At 48.8% G+C, this 18,604-nt stretch carries 20 protein-coding genes, 1 tRNA gene and 1 riboswitch; of the genes, 15 read left to right on the top strand and 6 right to left on the bottom strand.

Annotated elements, in window-relative coordinates:
• Positions 1-1,473, bottom strand: a complete 1,473-nt coding sequence (pdxR, locus tag AKN87_RS07770) for a MocR-like pyridoxine biosynthesis transcription factor PdxR (protein ID WP_053103049.1) — start codon at positions 1,471-1,473, stop codon at positions 1-3.
• Positions 1,474-1,770: 297 nt separating this feature from the next.
• Here pdxR and AKN87_RS07765 point away from each other — a divergent pair, with 297 nt between their 5' ends.
• The 13 genes from AKN87_RS07765 (at position 1,771) to AKN87_RS07705 (ending at position 12,438) form a co-directional block, all read left to right on the top strand.
• Positions 1,771-2,784 (top strand): TRAP transporter substrate-binding protein, encoded by a 1,014-nt coding sequence (locus tag AKN87_RS07765; RefSeq protein WP_053103048.1) that lies wholly within the window; start codon positions 1,771-1,773, stop codon positions 2,782-2,784.
• A gap of 87 nt (positions 2,785-2,871) precedes the next feature.
• Positions 2,872-3,435 carry a TRAP transporter small permease gene (locus AKN87_RS07760; protein WP_199533063.1) on the top strand — a complete coding sequence of 188 codons (564 nt, stop codon included), beginning with the start codon at positions 2,872-2,874 and terminating at the stop codon, positions 3,433-3,435.
• Between the two features lie 2 nt (positions 3,436-3,437).
• Positions 3,438-4,778, top strand: coding sequence for a TRAP transporter large permease (locus AKN87_RS07755; RefSeq protein ID WP_053103046.1), 1,341 nt, complete (start codon positions 3,438-3,440; stop codon positions 4,776-4,778).
• A gap of 60 nt (positions 4,779-4,838) precedes the next feature.
• Positions 4,839-5,330, top strand: coding sequence for a universal stress protein (locus tag AKN87_RS07750; protein ID WP_053103045.1), 492 nt, complete (start codon positions 4,839-4,841; stop codon positions 5,328-5,330).
• A 10-nt stretch (positions 5,331-5,340) separates the two neighbouring features.
• Entirely contained in the window at positions 5,341-6,381 is a 1,041-nt protein-coding gene (locus AKN87_RS07745) for a YeiH family protein (protein ID WP_053103044.1), read from the top strand.
• Positions 6,381-6,581: a sulfur carrier protein ThiS gene (thiS, locus tag AKN87_RS07740; protein WP_053103043.1), complete on the top strand. Its 201-nt coding sequence runs from the start codon at positions 6,381-6,383 to the stop codon at positions 6,579-6,581. Before AKN87_RS07745 ends, thiS begins: the two co-directional genes overlap by 1 nt.
• A gap of 71 nt (positions 6,582-6,652) precedes the next feature.
• Positions 6,653-7,453, top strand: coding sequence for a thiazole synthase (locus tag AKN87_RS07735; RefSeq protein ID WP_053103042.1), 801 nt, complete (start codon positions 6,653-6,655; stop codon positions 7,451-7,453).
• 213 nt (positions 7,454-7,666) lie between these two features.
• On the top strand, positions 7,667-8,599 hold the full coding sequence (locus AKN87_RS07730; protein WP_158487667.1) for an ABC transporter substrate-binding protein: 933 nt from the start codon (positions 7,667-7,669) through the stop codon (positions 8,597-8,599).
• Positions 8,586-9,605 (top strand): FecCD family ABC transporter permease, encoded by a 1,020-nt coding sequence (locus tag AKN87_RS07725; RefSeq protein ID WP_053103040.1) that lies wholly within the window; start codon positions 8,586-8,588, stop codon positions 9,603-9,605. Before AKN87_RS07730 ends, AKN87_RS07725 begins: the two co-directional genes overlap by 14 nt.
• A 13-nt stretch (positions 9,606-9,618) precedes the next feature.
• Positions 9,619-10,617: a FecCD family ABC transporter permease gene (locus AKN87_RS07720; RefSeq protein WP_231692529.1), complete on the top strand. Its 999-nt coding sequence runs from the start codon at positions 9,619-9,621 to the stop codon at positions 10,615-10,617.
• Positions 10,614-11,483: an ABC transporter ATP-binding protein gene (locus tag AKN87_RS07715; RefSeq protein ID WP_053103038.1), complete on the top strand. Its 870-nt coding sequence runs from the start codon at positions 10,614-10,616 to the stop codon at positions 11,481-11,483. The genes AKN87_RS07720 and AKN87_RS07715 overlap by 4 nt, the downstream gene beginning before the upstream one ends.
• Positions 11,484-11,488: 5 nt before the next feature.
• Positions 11,489-11,594, top strand: a riboswitch (SAM-I-IV-variant riboswitch).
• A 148-nt stretch (positions 11,595-11,742) separates the two neighbouring features.
• Complete coding sequence (locus tag AKN87_RS07710) at positions 11,743-11,967, top strand: hypothetical protein (RefSeq protein ID WP_053103037.1); 225 nt, start codon at positions 11,743-11,745, stop codon at positions 11,965-11,967.
• A 90-nt stretch (positions 11,968-12,057) separates the two neighbouring features.
• Complete coding sequence (locus AKN87_RS07705) at positions 12,058-12,438, top strand: hypothetical protein (protein ID WP_053109687.1); 381 nt, start codon at positions 12,058-12,060, stop codon at positions 12,436-12,438.
• A 226-nt stretch (positions 12,439-12,664) separates the two neighbouring features.
• Here AKN87_RS07705 and AKN87_RS07700 read toward each other — a convergent pair whose 3' ends face one another.
• The 3 genes from AKN87_RS07700 to AKN87_RS07690 form a co-directional block, all read right to left on the bottom strand.
• The gene (locus AKN87_RS07700) at positions 12,665-12,880 is read right to left on the bottom strand and encodes a hypothetical protein (RefSeq protein ID WP_148561496.1); all 216 of its coding nucleotides are present in this window, start codon (positions 12,878-12,880) and stop codon (positions 12,665-12,667) included.
• Between the two features lie 107 nt (positions 12,881-12,987).
• Positions 12,988-13,064 (bottom strand) — tRNA-Arg (locus tag AKN87_RS07695).
• A 101-nt stretch (positions 13,065-13,165) separates the two neighbouring features.
• On the bottom strand, positions 13,166-14,347 hold the full coding sequence (locus AKN87_RS07690) for an acyl-CoA dehydrogenase (RefSeq protein WP_053103034.1): 1,182 nt from the start codon (positions 14,345-14,347) through the stop codon (positions 13,166-13,168).
• Positions 14,348-14,466: 119 nt separating this feature from the next.
• Between AKN87_RS07690 and AKN87_RS07685 the strand changes: the two genes are divergently transcribed.
• The gene (locus AKN87_RS07685; RefSeq protein WP_053103033.1) at positions 14,467-14,958 is read left to right on the top strand and encodes a hypothetical protein; all 492 of its coding nucleotides are present in this window, start codon (positions 14,467-14,469) and stop codon (positions 14,956-14,958) included.
• 67 nt (positions 14,959-15,025) lie between these two features.
• Positions 15,026-15,745: a 16S rRNA (uracil(1498)-N(3))-methyltransferase gene (locus AKN87_RS07680; RefSeq protein ID WP_053103032.1), complete on the top strand. Its 720-nt coding sequence runs from the start codon at positions 15,026-15,028 to the stop codon at positions 15,743-15,745.
• 20 nt (positions 15,746-15,765) lie between these two features.
• On the opposite strand, the gene ptsP is transcribed toward AKN87_RS07680, so the two are convergent.
• On the bottom strand, positions 15,766-18,036 hold the full coding sequence (gene ptsP, locus AKN87_RS07675) for a phosphoenolpyruvate--protein phosphotransferase (protein ID WP_053103651.1): 2,271 nt from the start codon (positions 18,034-18,036) through the stop codon (positions 15,766-15,768).
• Positions 18,037-18,075: 39 nt separating this feature from the next.
• Positions 18,076-18,555 (bottom strand): RNA pyrophosphohydrolase, encoded by a 480-nt coding sequence (locus AKN87_RS07670; protein ID WP_053101915.1) that lies wholly within the window; start codon positions 18,553-18,555, stop codon positions 18,076-18,078.
• Between the last annotated feature and the right edge of the window lie 49 nt (positions 18,556-18,604).

The raw sequence follows: 18,604 nt of genomic DNA, 5'->3' as shown, positions 1-18,604 counted from the left end.
CTAGGACTGACGTTTAGTCATCGCTAAAGGAATTAATTGAGCCAAGCATGTTAAGCCTGGCTCAATTTTTTCTGCTGGAATCGCGGTAAATCCTAGCCGTAGATACTCATGCTCGCCTTGAGCAAAGTGATGAATATCACCACACTCAATCAAAATGCTGTGTTTACGGGCTAAGGCCTGAAGTTTGCGAAAATCTAAGCCTTCGGGTGCTTTTAACCAAAAGCTCGTTCCCCCGACATTGGAAGCTGTACTAAATTGTGGCAGATGGCGTTGTAGCGCCTCACTCATGCACTTCCAGCGTTCTTTTAAGACTCGATGGACATGACGTAACAGCACGTCGTGGTAACCGCGCTCAATAAACAGCGCTAAGGTGCGCTGATTATTGGCTGGAGGATGGCGTAGCATTAAGCGTCTCATCGCGCGAATTTCTTGAATCAAGGTGGGATGGGCCACCATGTAGCCTAGCCTTAAGCCTGGGGCCAGGGTCTTAGAAAGACTGCCCATATAAATGACCCGATCATTCTGATCTAAGCTTTTTAGCGCCGGAGTCGGGTTGCTTTCATAGTTGGTTTCGCTGTTGTAGTCATCTTCAATAATCAGAAAATTGTTTTTTTCAGCCAGTTCCAATAATTGCCGGCGACGCTTGAGCGGCATAGTGACATTGGTCGGGCTTTGATGACTTGGTGTGACATAGACTAGCTGACAATCTGCAGCGATTAACTCTGGCTGCATGCCTTGTTCATCTACCGTTAGTAATTGAATATTGTCAGTAAATAAGCGCGCAATATTGTACATGTCAACGTAGCCTGGATTTTCCATGCCAAAACGTCGATTAGGTTTAAGTAATAATTGCGCGGTCATCCATAACGCTTGTTGCGTGCCGACAGTAATTAAAATTTGCTCAGCTTTAGCCCAGACACCGCGTCGGGGTAATAAGCGTGTGCGGATTTGCTCCACCAGTAATGGATCATCCTCATCAAAGTGATCAATTGACCAGCTGCGAATGTTTTGCACATTCATCGCATCACGGCTGCATTCGCGCCAGTGTTGCGTGGGAAATAGGGTTGGATCCAGTTGGCCATATAAAAAAGGAAATTCGTAGTTGTACCAATCTTTGGGTTTACGAATGTTGTGTTGCAAGGAAGGGCGAATACTCAGCAAGTTTTCCCAAGCGATCGGCTGTCCCTGTGTGTTTTTGGCGCCTGATTGTTGTTGTGCATGGCCTTGTAAAATGTCGGCATTGACAAAAAAACCGCTACGACTTTTGGCTAGCAGGTAACCGTCATCTAATAATTGCTCATACACCAAAACCACAGTGTTGCGTGCAACATTTAACTCACTGGCCAGTTTGCGGCTTGAAGGCAAGGCTTTATCTAAAGGAATTTGACCATCCAAAATTGCATTAGCAATTTTCTTGTAGAGCTGTCGCTGCAAGGTTTCTGGCAGTTTTGAATCTAGATGAAAAAGTAGCATGGGACAAAAAACTCTGAACGGCTTTGGAGAAATTTGAGGCACCAGAGTATGGCATAGTTAGCGGTTGGCTCGCTTAGTCAGTAGGTAGTAGGAAGCTTCAGCAATTGCCTAACAATACTGGCCCAACACAAGGTCAGTAGTTGGCTCTATTGAATGCGTAGCAGAGTGGGTAAAAAAGAGGCGTAAGTAACAATAAATGCCGTATTAGCAATAACAAGCACTTAGTGCTAGGGCAAAAGCAGGCGATTGATTGCTGCTAAACCCCTACAAAACAATAACAAAAATAGGATAACCAATATGCGAACTTACAAACGAGCACTTTCTGTTGTTATATCCGCTGCGTGCGTAGCTTTTAGTGCTAACAGCCTAGCTGCAACTTGGAAAATGGCCATTGGTGATGCAGCCGGTGGAACTCAGTATGAATTAGGTAAAAGCTTTGCTGAGGAAATTGAAAAGCGTACGGACGGCAAATACAAAATTAATTTATTTCCTAACGGCCAGTTAGGCAGTGAAGAAGACACTATTAATAATGCCAGCATGGGTTTGCTGGATTTCTCTATTCTGGCAGTTAATAACATCACGCCCTTTTCACCCAATGTCGGTGTTTTGACACTGCCTTATGTGATTCATGGTGCCGAAGATGCCAAATTGCTCACCCAAGGTGAAATTGGTAAGCAACTGGCTGATGACACTATCCGTGATGCAGGTGTACGAATTTTAGGTTGGGCCTATTCAGGGTGCCGGCGTTTGACCAACTCAGTACGCGCGGTTGAGTCGCCAGCTGATCTTAAGGGATTAGTGATTCGTGTGCCCAAGAATGGAATTATGATCGGCTCTTATCAAGCATGGGGTGTTAACCCAACGCCGATGGCCTGGTCGGAAACCTTTACCGCCTTACAGCAGGGGGTAGTACATGGCCAAGATAATCCTTACATCACGATAGACGCGATGAAATTCTATGAAGTGCAAAAGTACATCACAGATAGCTGCTATGTGTTTTCATTAGAGCCATTGGTTATGGGTGAAGGTGTTTTTCAAAGCTTAAGCCCTGAGATGCAAACAACGGTAATCGAGGCAGGTAAAGCAGCAACTGAACACAGTTATGCTTATTTACAAGCCAAAGAGCAGGCGATTAAAAAGAGCCTGGTTGAAGAGCGTGGCATGACCATTGTGCAGCCCAAAGATAATGAGAGTGAGTGGATTGCTCAAGCCACTAAAATCTGGCCGAAATTTTATAAAAGCATTGGTGGTAAAGACAAACTTGACCGTGTGTTAAGTACGCTAGGCCGTGACCCTGCCCCTGAGAAGTAACTAGACGCGTTTCATGTTGTATCAACAGTCCGCCTGTGTCGTGCGGGGGGCTGTTGGTTGTGGAGTCTTTCTTGTCAGGTGATGTTGATGAAAAACTTTCTATTCAAATTAATTGATAATTTTGAGAGCGTGCTGTGTCAGTTGCTCTTGGTAACCTTTGTCGTGTTGCTGTTTCTGCAGATCATACTGAGAAACTTATTTAGCTACTCCATTCCTTGGGGGGATGAATTAGCGACCTATGCATTTGTGTGGTTTGCCTATTTAGGCGCTGTTTATGCCACCAAAATGTCAGCCCATAACCGCGTACTGTTTCAGTTTAAGTGGTTGCCGCGATGGGTGGGGACCTTCTGTGCGGTCTTGACCGATATCGTCTGGATTGGCTTTAACGCCTTCTTCGTTTACTTAAGTTACGACTTCGTTTTTAACAAAATGAATCTGTTTTGGAAGTCCCAGACGATGGGAATTCCCATGAAGTATTTCTACTTTATTTTGCCGATAGCCTTTACCGCTATGACCCTGCGGATTATCCAAAATAATTATCTGCGTTTTGTGAAAAAAGTAGAGCTTATTGACCCTGAAGCAAAAGCACTCGACAGCCTGATGAAAGGCGAAGATCAAGAACAACAACACCAGGTCATCGGGGAAAAATAATCATGGAAACCACACTGATCAGCGTCTTGTTTGGCGCGTTCTTTTTACTCTTGGTGTTGGGTGCGCCCATCGCCGTGTCACTCGCGGTAGCTGCCTTAGCCGCTTATTTGGCCTTGGGTGAAAATCCACTGGCTTTTGTTCAGATGGCCTTTACTTCTGTGGGCTCGTTCCCATTGATGGCGTTGCCTGCGTTTATTTTAGCGGGGGCGTTAATGGAGGCAGCAGGTATTTCTAAACGCTTGGTCGATATTGCTGAAGCCTTTGCCGGTCCGATGACGGGTGGCTTAGGTGCGGCCACTGTCTTTGCCTGTATGTTTTTTGGTGCTATTTCTGGTTCTGGCCCTGCCACTACTGCGGCGGTAGGAATGCTGATGATTCCGGCCATGACTAATCGCGGCTATAACCGAAGCTATGCCTCAGCGATTACCGCCTCGTCGGGTGGGTTGGGAGTAGTGATTCCACCTTCTATCCCGATGGTGATTTTTGGCATTACCGGCATGGGTTTACAGCCACCAGCTGAAGCTATTGCCTTGCATGGTTCTTTCCAAACCCTGTCTATTCCTAAACTGTTTATAGCAGGCGTTATTCCAGGCATTGTGATGGCCAGTTTCTTACTCATCATTAACTACGTTATTTCACGTAAGCGTGGTTACCGAGGCTTGAGTGATAACTGGTCTTACTCTGCCATCTGGACAGCGCTACGCAAAGGTTTTTGGTCGATGCTGGCACCGATCATTATTCTGGGGGGGATTTATTCTGGGCTATTTACTCCGACAGAGTCTGCAGTCGTTGCCATTGTGTATACCTTAATTGTGGGGATTTTTATCCACAAAGAGTTACTGCTCAAGTCTGCACTACGTACCTTAGAAACAACCACGTGGATTACTGGTCGTGTGCTGTTGATTTTATTTACTGCCACTGTATTTGGTCGCTTATTAGTCGAAAATAAAGTTCCAGCACATATTGCTGAGGCGATGCTAAGCCTAACCACTAATACCTATGCTATTTGGGCCATGGTGATTGGCTTCTTACTGTTTGTTGGCATGTTTATGGAAACCCTCGCCGCCATCATGATTCTGACGCCGGTACTGCTGCCCATTATGTATATGGTTGGAATGGATCCTGTGCATGTGGGGATTGTCGTGGTCTGCGCCTTAGCTATTGGCTTCCAAACACCACCATTAGGGGAAAACTTATTTGTTGCCTCGGGTATTGGTGGCGCCTCAATTGAAGATATCTCAGTCAAAGCACTGCCTTTCGCAGCGGCTTCAATTACCGCGGTGTTTGTCATTGCTTACTTCCCACAGTTATCGCTGTGGTTGCCTTCGGTAATGGGCTACTAAGCCAATAATTTTTAACACTATGAGTGACCCGGTGGGGACTGGGTCACTGAGGAGAGCACAATGGCCAAACCAATTAAGCGTATTTTATGCAGCTTAGGCATGCGTGGTAATTGCGACAATGTAATCGAGGAAAGTATCAATCTTGCCCTAGCAACTGGCGCCACATTACATATTTTATATGTTGTTAAATCCCTTGCCGATGATGTGATGAATACCCTCAAAGTAAACATCCGTGATCGAGAAGTGCTGGGCTCGTTAATGGACAGCCGGATTGAAAAATCACGGGCTGAATTAGAAGCAGAGATTGAAGCGTTTTGGGGCAGATTTCCCGCCTTATTTGAAGCAATGAAAGGACGAGAAGTGACCTTGTCAGTGTTAGAAGGCTATCCCGCTTCAGTCATTGCACATTTTGCTAATGCCAACAAATTTGACCTGATTGTAATGGCCGCTAATAAGCGCAGCTATTTAGCTACCTATGCTGGCAAGGTCACCAAAGGCGTTATTAAGCGAGCCAAAGTTCCTGTTGTTGTAGTGCCGGTTGCACGGCCTTAAGGATAAAAATATGTCAATTGCTGAACAGTCTAAATACGCTCCAACGGTTTTGTTGGAAACCGCGCGCAAGGTGATGCCCGGGATTATTATCTGCGCCACCATTGCCATGGCAACCACCTTTATCGCGGACCACTACGGTGGTCCTACCTTACTGTATGCATTGTTGTTTGGGATGACCTTGCACTTTCTCTCTGAAGAGGGACGTTGTTTAGCCGGTGTTGAGTTTTCCTCACGGACTATTCTACGGCTTGGGGTGGCCTTGTTAGGGGTGCGAATTACTTTAGAGCAGGTTGCAACCTTAGGGGTTGGGCCAATTATTATTGTGATTAGCGGGGTGATCTTTACTATCTCAATGGGCGTGGTGTTGGCTCGTATGCTGGGTGTGAGTAAGGATTTGGGGTTGCTCACAGGAGGTTCCGTTGCGATCTGTGGTGCTTCCGCTGCATTAGCTTTATCAGCAGTGATGCCGCGTAACGAGAACCAAGAGCGTAATACTATTTTAACGGTGGTGGGGGTAACCACCTTATCAACCGTAGCCATGATCACCTACCCCTTGTTGGTCAGTTGGATTGGTTTAACGGATACAGAAGCGGGGATCTTTTTAGGTGGCACCATTCATGATGTAGCTCAAGTCGTAGGGGCAGGTTACATCATTTCTGAGTCGGCAGGCGATGTGGCAACCTTTGTTAAATTGCTGCGAGTAGCAATGTTAGTGCCTGCGGTAATGGTATTTATGTATCTCTATCGCAAGCAACGGGCACAGGCGAGTGAGGGGCAAGGTAAGGTGCCGGCCCTGCCAAGTTTCTTAGTAGCCTTTGTAGTGATTGTGTTAATCAACAGCATGGGCTGGATTCCGCTAGGTGTTGCTGAAGCAGCTACTGACTTATCACGTTGGTGTTTAGTGACTGCGATTGCAGGATTAGGGATTAAAACCTCGTTCCAAAAATTAGCCGTAGTCGGTTGGAAACCTGTGATTTTAATGGTTGCCGAGACTATTTTGTTATTGCTATTTGTTCTAGCTTGTATTTATTTTGGCTTAGGAGGGCTGTAATGAAGGTACTAATCAATGGTCAGCCAAAAGTGCTAGATCCGGGTTGTACGGTATTAGCCTTACTCCAAGCCAAAGGACTGCAAGATAAACGGGTAGCGGTAGAAGTAAACGAGGAAGTGTTATCGCGTAGTGAGCATGCAACTTACCAGTTACAAGCACAAGATCGAATTGAGATTGTGCATGCAATTGGTGGGGGATGAGGCTATCCGTCAAGCAATAACCACTCCCCACTGAGTGCAGTGGGGTTCAATCTAAAATGAGAACAACACCCATGACGACGCAATCTTTAGACAAACCCTTGATCATTGCTGGAAGACAGTTTAACTCGCGTTTAATGGTGGGTACTGGTCGCTATAAAGACTATGACGAAACGGTGCGGGCTTTAGCCGCCAGTGGTACTGAAGTAGTGACCTTTGCAGTACGTCGCACCCAGTTTGGCAGTAAAGCAGCTGATCAAGACTTAATGGATGCCTTGCCGCCCGATCGCTACACCTTTTTGCCGAATACGGCCGGTTGCTACGATGCGCGCTCGGCAGTACGCACTTGCAAATTAGCTCGCGAATTATTGGATGGGCATAACCTAGTTAAACTTGAAGTATTGGCTGACGATAACACCTTATATCCCAACGTCGTTGAAACCTTAAAAGCGGCAGAAGAGCTAATTAAAGAAGGCTTTGATGTCATGGTGTATACCAGCGATGATCCAGTCGTGGCGCTGGAGCTAGAAAAGATAGGCTGTTGTGCGGTGATGCCATTAGGCTCGTTGATTGGTTCAGGTTGCGGTATTCAAAATCCACATAATATCCGTTTGATTATTGAGCGGGCTAATGTTCCGGTCTTGATTGATGCAGGAATTGGTACTGCATATGAAGCGGCTATGGCTATGGAGCTAGGCTGTGATGCGGTATTGATGAACTCAGCGATTGCTCATGCTGCTGATCCGATCGCCATGGCGCGTGCTATGCAATTGGCTGTGCAATCAGGCCGGGAAGCCTATTTAGCAGGCCGGATGCCACGCCGCGAGTTAGCCAGTCCTTCCTCACCAATGGCAGGGCGTATTGCTCGAAACTAATCCTAGTACCCTTAAGGCATCGGCAAGTGGCTAATTAATAGCTTTGTCGGTGTCTTACGGGTAATACCAGTAATTGTAGTCTGTGACCCTCCTTGAATTGCTGTTTTTAAGAAAAAAATTAAAACAAACCTTGCACCCAGCAAACGATAGTTTTAGGCTTTATTGATAACGATTATCAATATCGGTCTGATTTAGACTATTTGGGAGGCACAGGTGGTGTTATCAATTCAACGCGGTGTAGCGCAATTTACTTTAGCGTTAGCGCTGTTAGGAACAGTTTTACAGGTAACGGCAGCGCCGCGAACACTGGATACAGCCAATGGCCCAATCACCCTAGAGGGGCAGCCGCAGCGGGTGGTCACGTTGGATGAAACGGCGCTGGATGTGGCGCTGAGCGTGGGCATTCAACCAGTGGGCACCTTAGCTACCCGTGGTGGTACCGAGGTAGCCCCTTATTTAACCGAGCATCTACAGGATAAAATTGCCATTGTTGGCAGTGTCCGTGAGCCGAACCTAGAGGCCATCTTACGCTTAAAGCCAGATTTGATTTTGGCCCCAGCGAATTTTTCGGCAGTGTTTTATGACAAGCTCGCCAAAATTGCGCCGACCATTCAGCCTAAAGGTTCCTCGCTAGACACGCCATGGCAAGATTTATCGCGGGTTTATGCTCAGGCTTTAGATCAAGAGGCCGAGCTGGATTTGCAATTAAATAAAATTGCTGCCGCTCTGCAAAGCTATCGTCAACAGCACGCCGCACCGCTTAAGGTATCGGTTTTGCGCTGGAATCCACAGGGCCCGATTATTATGTCGAGCCAGTTATTTGCAGGCCAAATGTTACGTGAGGCGGGCTTACATACTATTGCGCTGGCTGATCGCATTACCGATAAGCCCCATAGCGACACCTTAAGTTTAGAAAATCTAACGCAAGCCGATGGCGATTGGATTTTTCTAGCGACTTTAAATGCCGAAGGGCAACAGGCGCTTGAGCAAGCCAAGCAACAGCCTGCTTTTCAGCGTTTAACTGCAGTTAAAAATAATCATCTGTTAGCGGTGGATGGCCAAGTCTGGAGCAGTGGCTCGGGCCCTTTAGCGGCGCAGGTAGTGTTACAGGATTTACAGCGCTTGGCTGACCATGCCGAGCACTAAAACGCGCCAGCAACATCAGCTGCGATTCACTGTATTAGGAGCTGGATTATTGCTCCTAGTTTTGGCTGGGCTGAGCTTATTGTTAGGCGCTGGCCCAGTCAGTATCAGTCAAAGCCTGCGGGCCATAATGACGCCCACTCAGGCGCTGAGTGAGGCGCAGTTTGTGGTGTTTGAGCTGCGCTTACCGCGCTTAGGCTTGGCGCTGGTGGTGGGGAGTGCCTTGGCCGTAGCGGGCGCGGTGCTGCAAACCGTTACCCGTAATACCCTAGCTGAACCAGGATTGTTGGGCGTGAGTGCGGGCGCCGCGTTTGCCGTGGTGATGGCAATTTATTGGGGCGCCAGTGCTGCTACTGTGAATGTGTGGGTGGCGATTGCCGGCGCCTTAGTTGGCTGTTTATTGGTATTAGCGGCCACTCAAATTCAAGGCGTGAAAGGCGATCCAGTGCGGTTAATCCTAGCCGGTGCGGCGTTTTCTAGCTTATTGATGGCGATTACTAGCGTGATATTACTGCAAGATCAGCGTACGGCCGATGAAATGCGCTTTTGGCTGATTGGTGCACTGGCTGGGCGTCCCACAGAAGCGATCTGGGTCAGCGGCAGTTTAATTTTAGCCGGATTGTGCTTAGTGGCGCTGAATTTGCGCGCTTTATCGGCTTTGGCCTTAGGTGAGCGTATCGCCCAAGGACTGGGGCATAAACCTTTAGTGCTGCAGTTATTGGCGTTATTGGCGGTGGCGATTTTAGTGGGTGCGGCCACCGCCGCCGCAGGTCCCATCGCTTTTATTGGTTTGGTCGTGCCTTTTATTGCCAGAGCCTGCGTCGGGCCTGATATTCGTCGGGTATTTGTTACCTCACTTGTGCTTGGTCCAGTGGTGCTGCTAGCGGCAGATATTTTGTCGCGCTTACTAGTGCCGCCCTATGAGTTGCCCGTTGGCGTGATTAGCGCCTTTGTTGGTGCACCGATTTTAATTTTAGTGGTGCGCCAGCGCCGTTTACCTACGTTGTAGTGCCGTGATGGTTATGAACAAGCAATTAACAAGATCAGCGCTACTGCAATGGCTGAGTGTGTTGGTGATTTTATTGGGCTTAATTAGCTTTGCGTTAGTGATAGGTGAGGCTGATTTATCGCTATGGCAGGGCATTTTAGCTATGTTTGGCCACGGCGATGCGGTTAGCGTGTTTTTAGTCCAAGAGTTGCGTTTGCCACGGATTATCGCCGCGCTGTTAAGTGGCGCAGCATTAGCCACGGCCGGTTGTTTACTGCAAACCTTAGCCCGTAATCGGTTGGCTACCCCCAATATTATTGGTTTAGATAATGGCGCCACCGCTTTTGCAGTGGCATCGATTGTTGCCGTGCCCATTAGTTTAGCTGCGCCGGTATTAGCCTTAACCGGGGCCGCAACGGCAGCCGCTTTAGCTTTTGGCTTAAGTGCGGGCGCTGGAGCGCGGGGTTATCGCTTTATTGTGATGGGAATTGGCGTAGGAGCGGTATTTGGCGCGCTCACTAATTTTATGCTGGCGCGGACCGATATGGACAGTGCTAATAGCGCCTTTCCGTGGACGGTGGGTAGCCTTAATGGACGACCCGAACAAGCCATTTATTGGCTAGCCTATGCCTTAGTGTTGGGGCTACCGGCGGCGCTATATCTGGCGCGCAGTTTAAATACCATGCGGCTCTCAGAAGCCATTGCCATTGGGTTAGGCACTGCAGTCAAACGCACGCGCTGGTTAACCTTGATGGTGACAGTCTTACTTACGGGCTTTTCGATCGCTTTGGTGGGGCCGGTAGGTATTATTGCGCTTGCGGCTCCTGAGGCTGCTCGTAATCTCAGTGCTGCGCATCGGGTACCGGTTTTATTATCGGCGGTGATTGGCAGTGGCTTGATGCTGCTCGCCGATTTAGTCGGGCAGCATGGGTTTAGCCCCATTGAGGTACCAGTCGGCTTAATTACTGCCATTGTTGGCGGTCCGTATTTACTTTGGATTTTGTTGCGTAAAACGCAGCCACGTACGTTATGAATTTTTTTAACTCTAGTTTAGGTCAAGCAGCTGCTGAGGTTGAGTTGTGTGCTGAGCAGTTGAGCCTTAGTTATGGCGATCAGCAAATTATTCAGCAGTTGTCGCTGAGCTTACCGCAACAGCAAATTACCGCGATTATTGGGCCGAATGGCTGTGGTAAATCTACTTTACTGTCTGGCTTAGCCCGCGTTTTAGCGCCTAAAGCCGGGCATGTGTTGCTTAATGGGCAGTCGATTCAGCGCATCGCGACCCGCAAAGTGGCGCAGCAGTTGGCACTACTGCCTCAAGAAGCCCAAGCCCCGGATGGTTTAACCGTATTAGAGCTGATCCGTTTTGGCCGTCAGCCGCACCAAGGTTTTTTACAGTCATGGAGTGCAGAGGACGAAGCGGTGGTGCAAGATGCGCTACGTTTAACGAATCTGCAAACCTTAGCCGATCAGCCTCTCAATGCCATTTCAGGTGGTCAGCGCCAGCGCGCTTGGCTGGCAATGACAGTGGCCCAAAGTACGCCCTTATTGCTGTTAGATGAGCCGACTTCAGCCTTAGATTTAGGCCATCAAATTGAAGTGTTTGAAATTATTCAGCAGTTGGCTAAGGCGGGTAAAACCATTGTGATGGTGGTGCACGATATGGTTTCTGCCTGTCGTTATGCCGACCATATTGTGGCGTTAAAGCATGGACAAATTATGGCGCAAGGTAAGCCTGCTGAAGTGATTACCTCGGCTTTAATTGAGCAGCTGTATGGTGTGCATTGCCACATTATGCAAGATCCGCATAATGGCAGTTTGCTGCTAACAGGCATTCGCAGTGCAGATTCAGCTGCAGCGGCGAGCCCTGTAGTTGACAGCAGGCGTAAAAGCGCTTAATTTAGCCCGCGCATTAAGAGTTGGGCCGACGCCCATACCAACCTGCCTACCCAGGTAAGGTGGTTCGCTGTAGCGAATGTGGTTTCTATAGAAACAATTCCATGGGAATACCGTCGGCCCTCGTGTTATTACATGGGGGCTTTTTTGTGCCCAAAATTAATGCACAAGCTAGGCGTGGTCTGCCGTTATTTAGACTGGGGTGATTTGTACCTGATTGCTATCCCCCGACAACGGTCAAAATAGCTAAAGAGGAAAAACCATGCGTTTGATTTCTACTCCCATTGTACGTATTTCACCAATGTCGATTGACTGGCGCTCGCCAGTCGTACCAGCCATCTACGCCGCCCAGCAGTCGTTAGTAGCGGGGACGCTATGGCAAAACTACTGTGCGTTTGAGGTCTGGACTGGTAGCCAGTTTTATTGGCTGGCGCAGGATCAGGTGCTGGAACTAAGCACCGCGCAGCACCAAGCATTGCAAGATTAGACAAGGGCTAATTACTGGGCAACCCTCTGGCAGTTACAGCAAGGCTTACAGCCGCTATCTGAGTTGCAAGCGCTAGTCGGGGACTCTCAATTGATCGAGGCAGCAGCAAGCTTTACTTTGCTCGCCCAGCCTCACCCAGTGCAAATAACGCCTTTACTGATTGGATTATCTGCCCAGCGCCTTGGACGCTCATCTAGCGAGTGCGCCAATACGCCTTACCGCGCTTACGCCATTCGTTACCAAGCCGCGCATTACTACTATGCCGGCGGTATCTGGCTAACCATCACTGCAGCGGACTATGAAAAAGTCATCAACAACCCAACGCTGTATTACTTCAGCACCGCATTAAAGCTACACAGCCGCTGGCAACAATTGGCGGGGGTTAAAAGGGCGGTGTTGAAAGAGATGCGGAATTTTTTGAAGCAGAGTAACAGGAAAAAACAGAATAACTTGAAAGTGGTAAAACTCTGAAAGTCAGGTTTGACCAAGGTGTCTCTTATTGGAGATTACGTTTTGGATCCCATAGGGATATATGGTTCGACTTTGAACAGTCAACGGAGAACCAAGTGATGCACATGGCCAAGATTATTGATACGGCAGAAGTGCAGAACTCAGAGCAGAAATGGGCTACTGATGTGCTTGTAGAGATTCAGGTAGAGTGATTGAAATAGCTCGAAGCTAGGGAAATAACTTCGGGCTATTTAGCTAACACATCCTGCAAACATCTAGCCATCGCGCTGTCGGTAAAGAGCAGTAAGTCAATTTTGGCGCATGGTGTTTGTTGGTCTTTATCGGTCTCTAAGGCGGCAGTCATTTCTAAAGCTGAATTTTTGGGGGCAAAAACAAGCTGGTCTCTGTTTGGTCTCAATAGTAAAACAGCTTTTTTGCGACCATTGCAGGCTGATGTCATCACATCTGCTCTATGGATCATTTAAAAATGACCTCTGCTTTTTGTAGGTTTGCAGATGGTCTCAATTTAGGAAAAAACAGCAACTGTAACATGCTGATTTTAAAGGGAAATGGCGCACCCGACAGGAATTGAACCTGTGACCTTCGCCTTCGGAGGGCGACACTCTATCCAACTGAGCTACGGGTGCAGCGGCGGCTATAATACGCAGTTTCTTCGTCAAGGTCTATGCTTTCGCGAGACGTTAATTAAAGTTTGGGCTGAGTTAACGTCTCGCGAAGGGGGGAGGGGTTAAAAAAACGCCTGTAATCCGGTTTGGGCGCGACCAAGGATAAGGGCGTGGATGTCGTGGGTGCCTTCGTAGGTATTAACCACCTCCAGGTTTACTAGGTGGCGGGCGATGCGGTATTCGTCGCTGATGCCATTACCACCCAGCATATCCCTAGCAACGCGGGCAATATCTAGGGCTTTACCACAGCTATTACGCTTCATGATCGAGGTGATTTCCACCGCGGCGCTGCCTTCATCTTTCATGCGTCCTAAACGTAAGCAACCTTGTAGAGCCAAGGTGATTTCGGTTTGCATATCGGCGAGTTTTTTCTGCACTAGCTGATTGGCGGCTAACGGTTTGCCGTATTGGCTGCGATCTAGGGTGTATTGACGCGCCATGTGCCAGCAGTCTTCGGCGGCGCCCATTGCGCCCCAGCTGATGCCGTAACGGGCAGAGTCTAAACAGGTGAAGGGCCCGCGTAAGCCACGTACCTCAGGGAAGGCGTTTTCTTCTGGAACAAACACATTATCCATCACAATCTCGCCAGTGATGGAGGCGCGTAAGCCAACTTTGCCCTGAATGACTGGGGCGGATAACCCTTCGGCGCCTTTATCTAAAATAAAGCCACGAATTTTACCCGCTTCATCTTTGGCCCAGACTACAAACACATCGGCAATCGGGCTGTTGGTGATCCACATTTTAGCGCCCGTTAAGCGATAGCCGCCCTCGACTTTTTTCGCAGTGGTGACCATAGAGCCTGGGTCTGAGCCGTGATCGGGTTCGGTTAAGCCAAAGCAGCCGATGTATTCACCGCTGGCGAGCTTGGGTAAGTATTTTTGTTTAGCCGCTTCAGTGGCAAAGGTGTAAATGGGCAAAATGACTAAGGAGGCCTGTACACTCATCATCGAACGGTAACCAGAATCTACGCGTTCAACCTCACGGGCAATTAAGCCGTAGCTCACGTAGTTCATGCCGCTGCCGCCGTAAGCTTCAGGTAGCATAGCGCCGAGTAAACCGGCTTCACCGAGTTCACGGAAAATAGCGGGATCAGTGTATTCTTCACGAAAGGCTTGTAACACTCGGGGAGCTAAGTGTTGTTGGGCGAATTGCTCGGCGGTGCGCTGTACCATGCGCTCTTGCTCGCTAAGCTGTTGATTAAGCAGTAATGGATCATCCCAGTGGAAGGTGGCTTTTGTTGTCATTAGAGGCTCCAAAGCGGGCGTAAGAAAAAATAATCTACAGGGCTTTACCATCCCTTAAGTTAACCTTTACGTCAATCAGGTAAGCGGCTAATACCGCCAATTTTTGCACAGAGAAAAGCATGGGAAAATTAGGCCTATTTTTAGGGGGACTGGCACTCACGTTAGTGATGAGCGTGCAGGCTGAACCGGTAACCAGTTTGCAGGTGGTTTTTCAGCACTATCGATTTAATGCGCCGCTTAATCCACTGTTTGTGGCGCAACCGCATGCTGATCTGTTGCTGTTGAAGTACAGCACAGCTAAGGGCAAACAGTATTTGGCTTTTAGCAAAGAGCCCGAGCTAGATCCAGCCTGTAAATTGGCAACGCTATTAAACCAGTTCAACCAGCCAGAGCTACTATCTGAGGGGTGTCAGGCTGTTCATAAAAGTTTTAGTGCCACCTTTAAAGCGCATCCGAGCTTGCCGTTTAAGTTAGGTCAACAGCCTGGTTTTTATGCGTTCTCTAGTGCGGGTAACACCTTTTTATTTAGTCCGCTAGCCACTGGTGGTGCACTAAAAATAGATACCGATTTTTTAACCGATCAGCAGCTAAAGCAACTGCTAGCCCATTAGTGGCTAGTAATGCAGGCAAGAATTGCAGAAAATACCCCGCTGCTTAATTGGAATCAGAGACAGTTTGATGAGTTTACCGCGATTTTATGTAGACGCTGAGTTGGCGTTAGGCACCGTTCATTTACCAGAAGCGACCTCCCATTATTTAAGTCGGGTGCTGCGTTTAGCGGTGGGGGCACAGATTCAACTATTTGATGGCAGCGGTCATGAGTACCTCAGCGAAATTACCGCGATTAGCAAAAAGGTAGTCAGTGTAGAACTGACTGAGCAAGTGGCCGGTTTGCCGGACTCATCCTTAGCGATTCATTTAGGTCAGGGATTATCCCGCGGTGAGCGCATGGACTGGGCGATTCAAAAGGCAACCGAATTGGGTGTCACTGAAATTACCCCTTTATTTACCGAGCGCTGTGAAGTGCGGCTAAATGATGAGCGGGCAGAAAAGCGTTTAGCGCATTGGCGACAAATTGCCATTAGTGCCTGCGAGCAATGTGGGCGTTCAACGATTCCTGTAATTCATCCACCGCAAGCGATTGCCGAGTGGATGCAAGCGCTGCAAGCCGATTTAAAACTGGTACTGCATCCTGTGGCGCAGCCGTTAACCGCGCATCAACCGCCAAATAGCTTAGCTTTTTTGATTGGGCCAGAAGGAGGCTTAACAGAAGCAGAAGTAGCGCAAGCCGCTGGTGCTGGCTTTTTACCTGCACGTTTAGGGCCAAGGGTGCTAAGAACCGAAACCGCGCCAGTGGTCGCTTTGAGTGTGGCGCAGCAATTATGGGGTGATTTTTAGCCTGACGAGTAATACAGCGCTTAGGTGAGCGCGATATTAAGCCGAGGATTAATCCCCATATTTTTTAGCGCTGATTTTAACAGATGATGAATGGCCGCCCCCTCATCAAGTTGCATCGCTTCATTGAGTAGTTGCTTGGCTTGGCAGGCAGTAATTTGCCTGAGTAGCGACTTGACCTTTGGCAGCTGGGTAGCGTTCATCGATAAATTATCAAAGCCCATGGCTAGCAGTAGCACTGCAGCAACCGGATCACCGGCCATTTCACCGCAGATACTAACGGGCTTACCTAAGCGGTGGGCCGCTTCCACTACATGCTGTAAGGCAGTTAATACTGCGGGGTGAAAATAATCGTACAGCGAGGCAACCCGCGCATTGTTACGATCTACTGCCAGTAAATATTGGGTTAAATCATTGGAGCCAACCGATAAAAAATCCACCAGCTGGGCAATATCATAGGCTTGATAGACTGCGGCTGGCACCTCGATCATCACCCCAATGGCCGGACGCTTTACGTCCAAGCCTTCGTTACGTAGCTCCACCCAAGCGCGGTGCACAAAGTGAATCGCTTCTTTAAGCTCAGCGATGCCGGAAATCATGGGCAGTAAAATGCGTAAGTTATTGAGCCCAACGCTGGCCTCCATCATGGAGCGCAATTGAACCAGGAAAATTTCCGGGTGATCCAAGGTGACCCGAATTCCACGCCAGCCTAAGTAGGGGTTTTTCTCTTTAATCGGAAAATAACTAAGGGGTTTATCGCCGCCAATATCTAAGGTGCGCATGGTGACCGGTTGTGGGGCAAAGGCTTGTAAGTGCTCCCGGTACAAAGCAATTTGCTCGCTTTCGCTAGGAAAGCGGGTTGCACCCATAAAGGCCACTTCTGAGCGATACAGGCCTACACCTTCGGCGCCGCGGTTTTGTGCCCGTTGCACATCGGCAATGAGTCCGGTATTCGCCCATAGCGGAATCCGTACATTATCCAAGGTAGCGCAGGGTAGATGTCGTAGGTTGTCTAGTTCTTGATCGAGTTGCTGCTCTTCGGCAATCATCTCGGTGTATTGCTCACGCAGCAGCCGTGTTGGGTTGGTGAAAATATCGCCGTGGTAACCATCAATAATGATTTCAATCCCATTCAGGCGCGAATAGGGTAAATCACCGGCGGCCACTACCGTCGGTATCCCCATCGCCCGGGCTAAAATAGCAACATGGGAGTTGCGCGAACCTTGCACCGAAATCAGCCCGGCTAATTTACCAGCGGGTACTTCCCCAAGCATTGCTGGCGACAATTCTTCACTGATGAGAATGGTGTTTTCGGGGTAATTAATCGGCTCGTGTTCAACTTCTTGTAAATAGGCCAGTAAGCGATTGCCTAAATCTTTAATGTCTTGGGCGCGCTCTTTGAGGTAGGCATCTTCCATTTTCTCAAAGCGCTGCACATGCTGTTGCACCACTTGCCGTAATGCCCCTTGGGCCCATTGGCCTGATTGGATCACGCGTACTACGTCGCTTGGTAATGCGCCTTGATCGAGCATCATCAGATACACATCAAACAGCGCTTGTTCTTGAGGGCGTAGTTGACTGTTAAGGCGCTTAGCTAGCACTTTAATATCTTCGCGAACTGCATCTAAGGCGCGATTAAACAGTTTGAGCTGAGCCTCAATATTATGGCTGGGCTTATCGGGCACCACATCTAGATTAGCGATAGGCAGCACCACTACCGCCTTACCAATGGCTGCCCCAGGCGCCCCAGGCACTCCTCTAAAGCGAGCAACCTGTACCCCTTTGCCGCGCTTATTAAGGCCACGAATCGAGCCAGTGGCTTCGGCGTGGGCGATCACCCCTGAAAGTTGGGCGCTCATGGTGACTAAAAAAGCTTCGTCGGCCTCATCAAACTGTCGCCGTTCTTTTTGCTGCACCACCAACACCCCCAGCACTTTGCGGTGGTGAATAATGGGGGTGCCTAAAAAGGAGGAGTAACGTTCTTCACCGGTTTCGGCAAAATAGCGAAAACGTGGGTGACTGGTGGCATCTTCCAAGCTAATGGTTTCAGCCCGGCTGCCAACTAAACCAACCAAGCCTTCATTAGCCGCCATGCTGACTTTACCAATCGAGCGCTTATTTAAGCCCTCGGTGGCCATCAGCACATAGCGATGGCTGTGCGGGTCTTTTAGGTAGACCGAGCACACATGGCTGCGCATTGCTTGCCGCACTTGGCTCACAATAATGGCTAAGGAGGCAGGCAAATCTTTGGCGCCATTCACCGCTTGGGAGATATGGCTGAGCGTGCGCAGCACGCTATTGGTTGGGATCGATTCTGGCACGGTAATCTTTAGTTAGTCGCGCACCGTAAGGCGCGGGGCCAATTCCTTTAATGCTCGGCGATAGACATCGCGTTTAAAAGTAACCACTTGACCTAAAGGATACCAGTAACTGACCCAACGCCAACCATCGAATTCAGGTTTTTCTGTGGTATCCATGCGTACCCGTTCTTCAGCACTTTTTAAGCGCAATAAAAACCACTTTTGTTTTTGGCCAATACACACCGGATAACTGTGTGTGCGAATTAGGCGTTGTGGTAACCGATAACGAAGCCAGCCACGGGTGCAGGCTAGAATTTCGACATCCTCTCGCTGTAGACCAATCTCTTCGTAAAGTTCGCGATACAGGGCATCTTCTGCATCTTCATTGGGATTGATTCCACCTTGGGGAAACTGCCAAGTGGTTTGATTAACACGGCGTGCCCAAAGGACTTGGCCTTGGTCGTTAGCAAGGATGATGCCGACGTTGGGGCGAAAGCCATCTGCGTCTATCATGTCAGCATACCCAGTAAAAAATAATGAATTCATTGTTCCACAAAGCACC

Source organism: Thiopseudomonas alkaliphila (genome assembly GCF_001267175.1).
Lineage (GTDB): Bacteria > Pseudomonadota > Gammaproteobacteria > Pseudomonadales > Pseudomonadaceae > Oblitimonas > Oblitimonas alkaliphila.
Note: the sequence above shows the minus strand (reverse complement) of the source record. Positions and strands in the feature narration are given on the sequence as shown.

Coding starts and splice junctions, on each gene's coding strand:
- AKN87_RS07765 (WP_053103048.1), top strand. CDS start 1,771: ATGCGAACTTACAAACGAGCACTTTCTGTTGTTATATCCGCTGCGTGC.
- thiS (WP_053103043.1), top strand. CDS start 6,381: ATGAAGGTACTAATCAATGGTCAGCCAAAAGTGCTAGATCCGGGTTGT.
- AKN87_RS07720 (WP_231692529.1), top strand. CDS start 9,619: ATGAACAAGCAATTAACAAGATCAGCGCTACTGCAATGGCTGAGTGTG.
- pdxR (WP_053103049.1), bottom strand. CDS start 1,473: ATGCTACTTTTTCATCTAGATTCAAAACTGCCAGAAACCTTGCAGCGA.
- AKN87_RS07750 (WP_053103045.1), top strand. CDS start 4,839: ATGGCCAAACCAATTAAGCGTATTTTATGCAGCTTAGGCATGCGTGGT.
- AKN87_RS07745 (WP_053103044.1), top strand. CDS start 5,341: ATGTCAATTGCTGAACAGTCTAAATACGCTCCAACGGTTTTGTTGGAA.
- AKN87_RS07685 (WP_053103033.1), top strand. CDS start 14,467: ATGGGAAAATTAGGCCTATTTTTAGGGGGACTGGCACTCACGTTAGTG.
- AKN87_RS07735 (WP_053103042.1), top strand. CDS start 6,653: ATGACGACGCAATCTTTAGACAAACCCTTGATCATTGCTGGAAGACAG.
- AKN87_RS07690 (WP_053103034.1), bottom strand. CDS start 14,347: ATGACAACAAAAGCCACCTTCCACTGGGATGATCCATTACTGCTTAAT.
- AKN87_RS07725 (WP_053103040.1), top strand. CDS start 8,586: ATGCCGAGCACTAAAACGCGCCAGCAACATCAGCTGCGATTCACTGTA.
- AKN87_RS07670 (WP_053101915.1), bottom strand. CDS start 18,555: ATGATAGACGCAGATGGCTTTCGCCCCAACGTCGGCATCATCCTTGCT.
- AKN87_RS07710 (WP_053103037.1), top strand. CDS start 11,743: ATGCGTTTGATTTCTACTCCCATTGTACGTATTTCACCAATGTCGATT.
- AKN87_RS07680 (WP_053103032.1), top strand. CDS start 15,026: ATGAGTTTACCGCGATTTTATGTAGACGCTGAGTTGGCGTTAGGCACC.
- AKN87_RS07755 (WP_053103046.1), top strand. CDS start 3,438: ATGGAAACCACACTGATCAGCGTCTTGTTTGGCGCGTTCTTTTTACTC.
- AKN87_RS07715 (WP_053103038.1), top strand. CDS start 10,614: ATGAATTTTTTTAACTCTAGTTTAGGTCAAGCAGCTGCTGAGGTTGAG.
- AKN87_RS07760 (WP_199533063.1), top strand. CDS start 2,872: ATGAAAAACTTTCTATTCAAATTAATTGATAATTTTGAGAGCGTGCTG.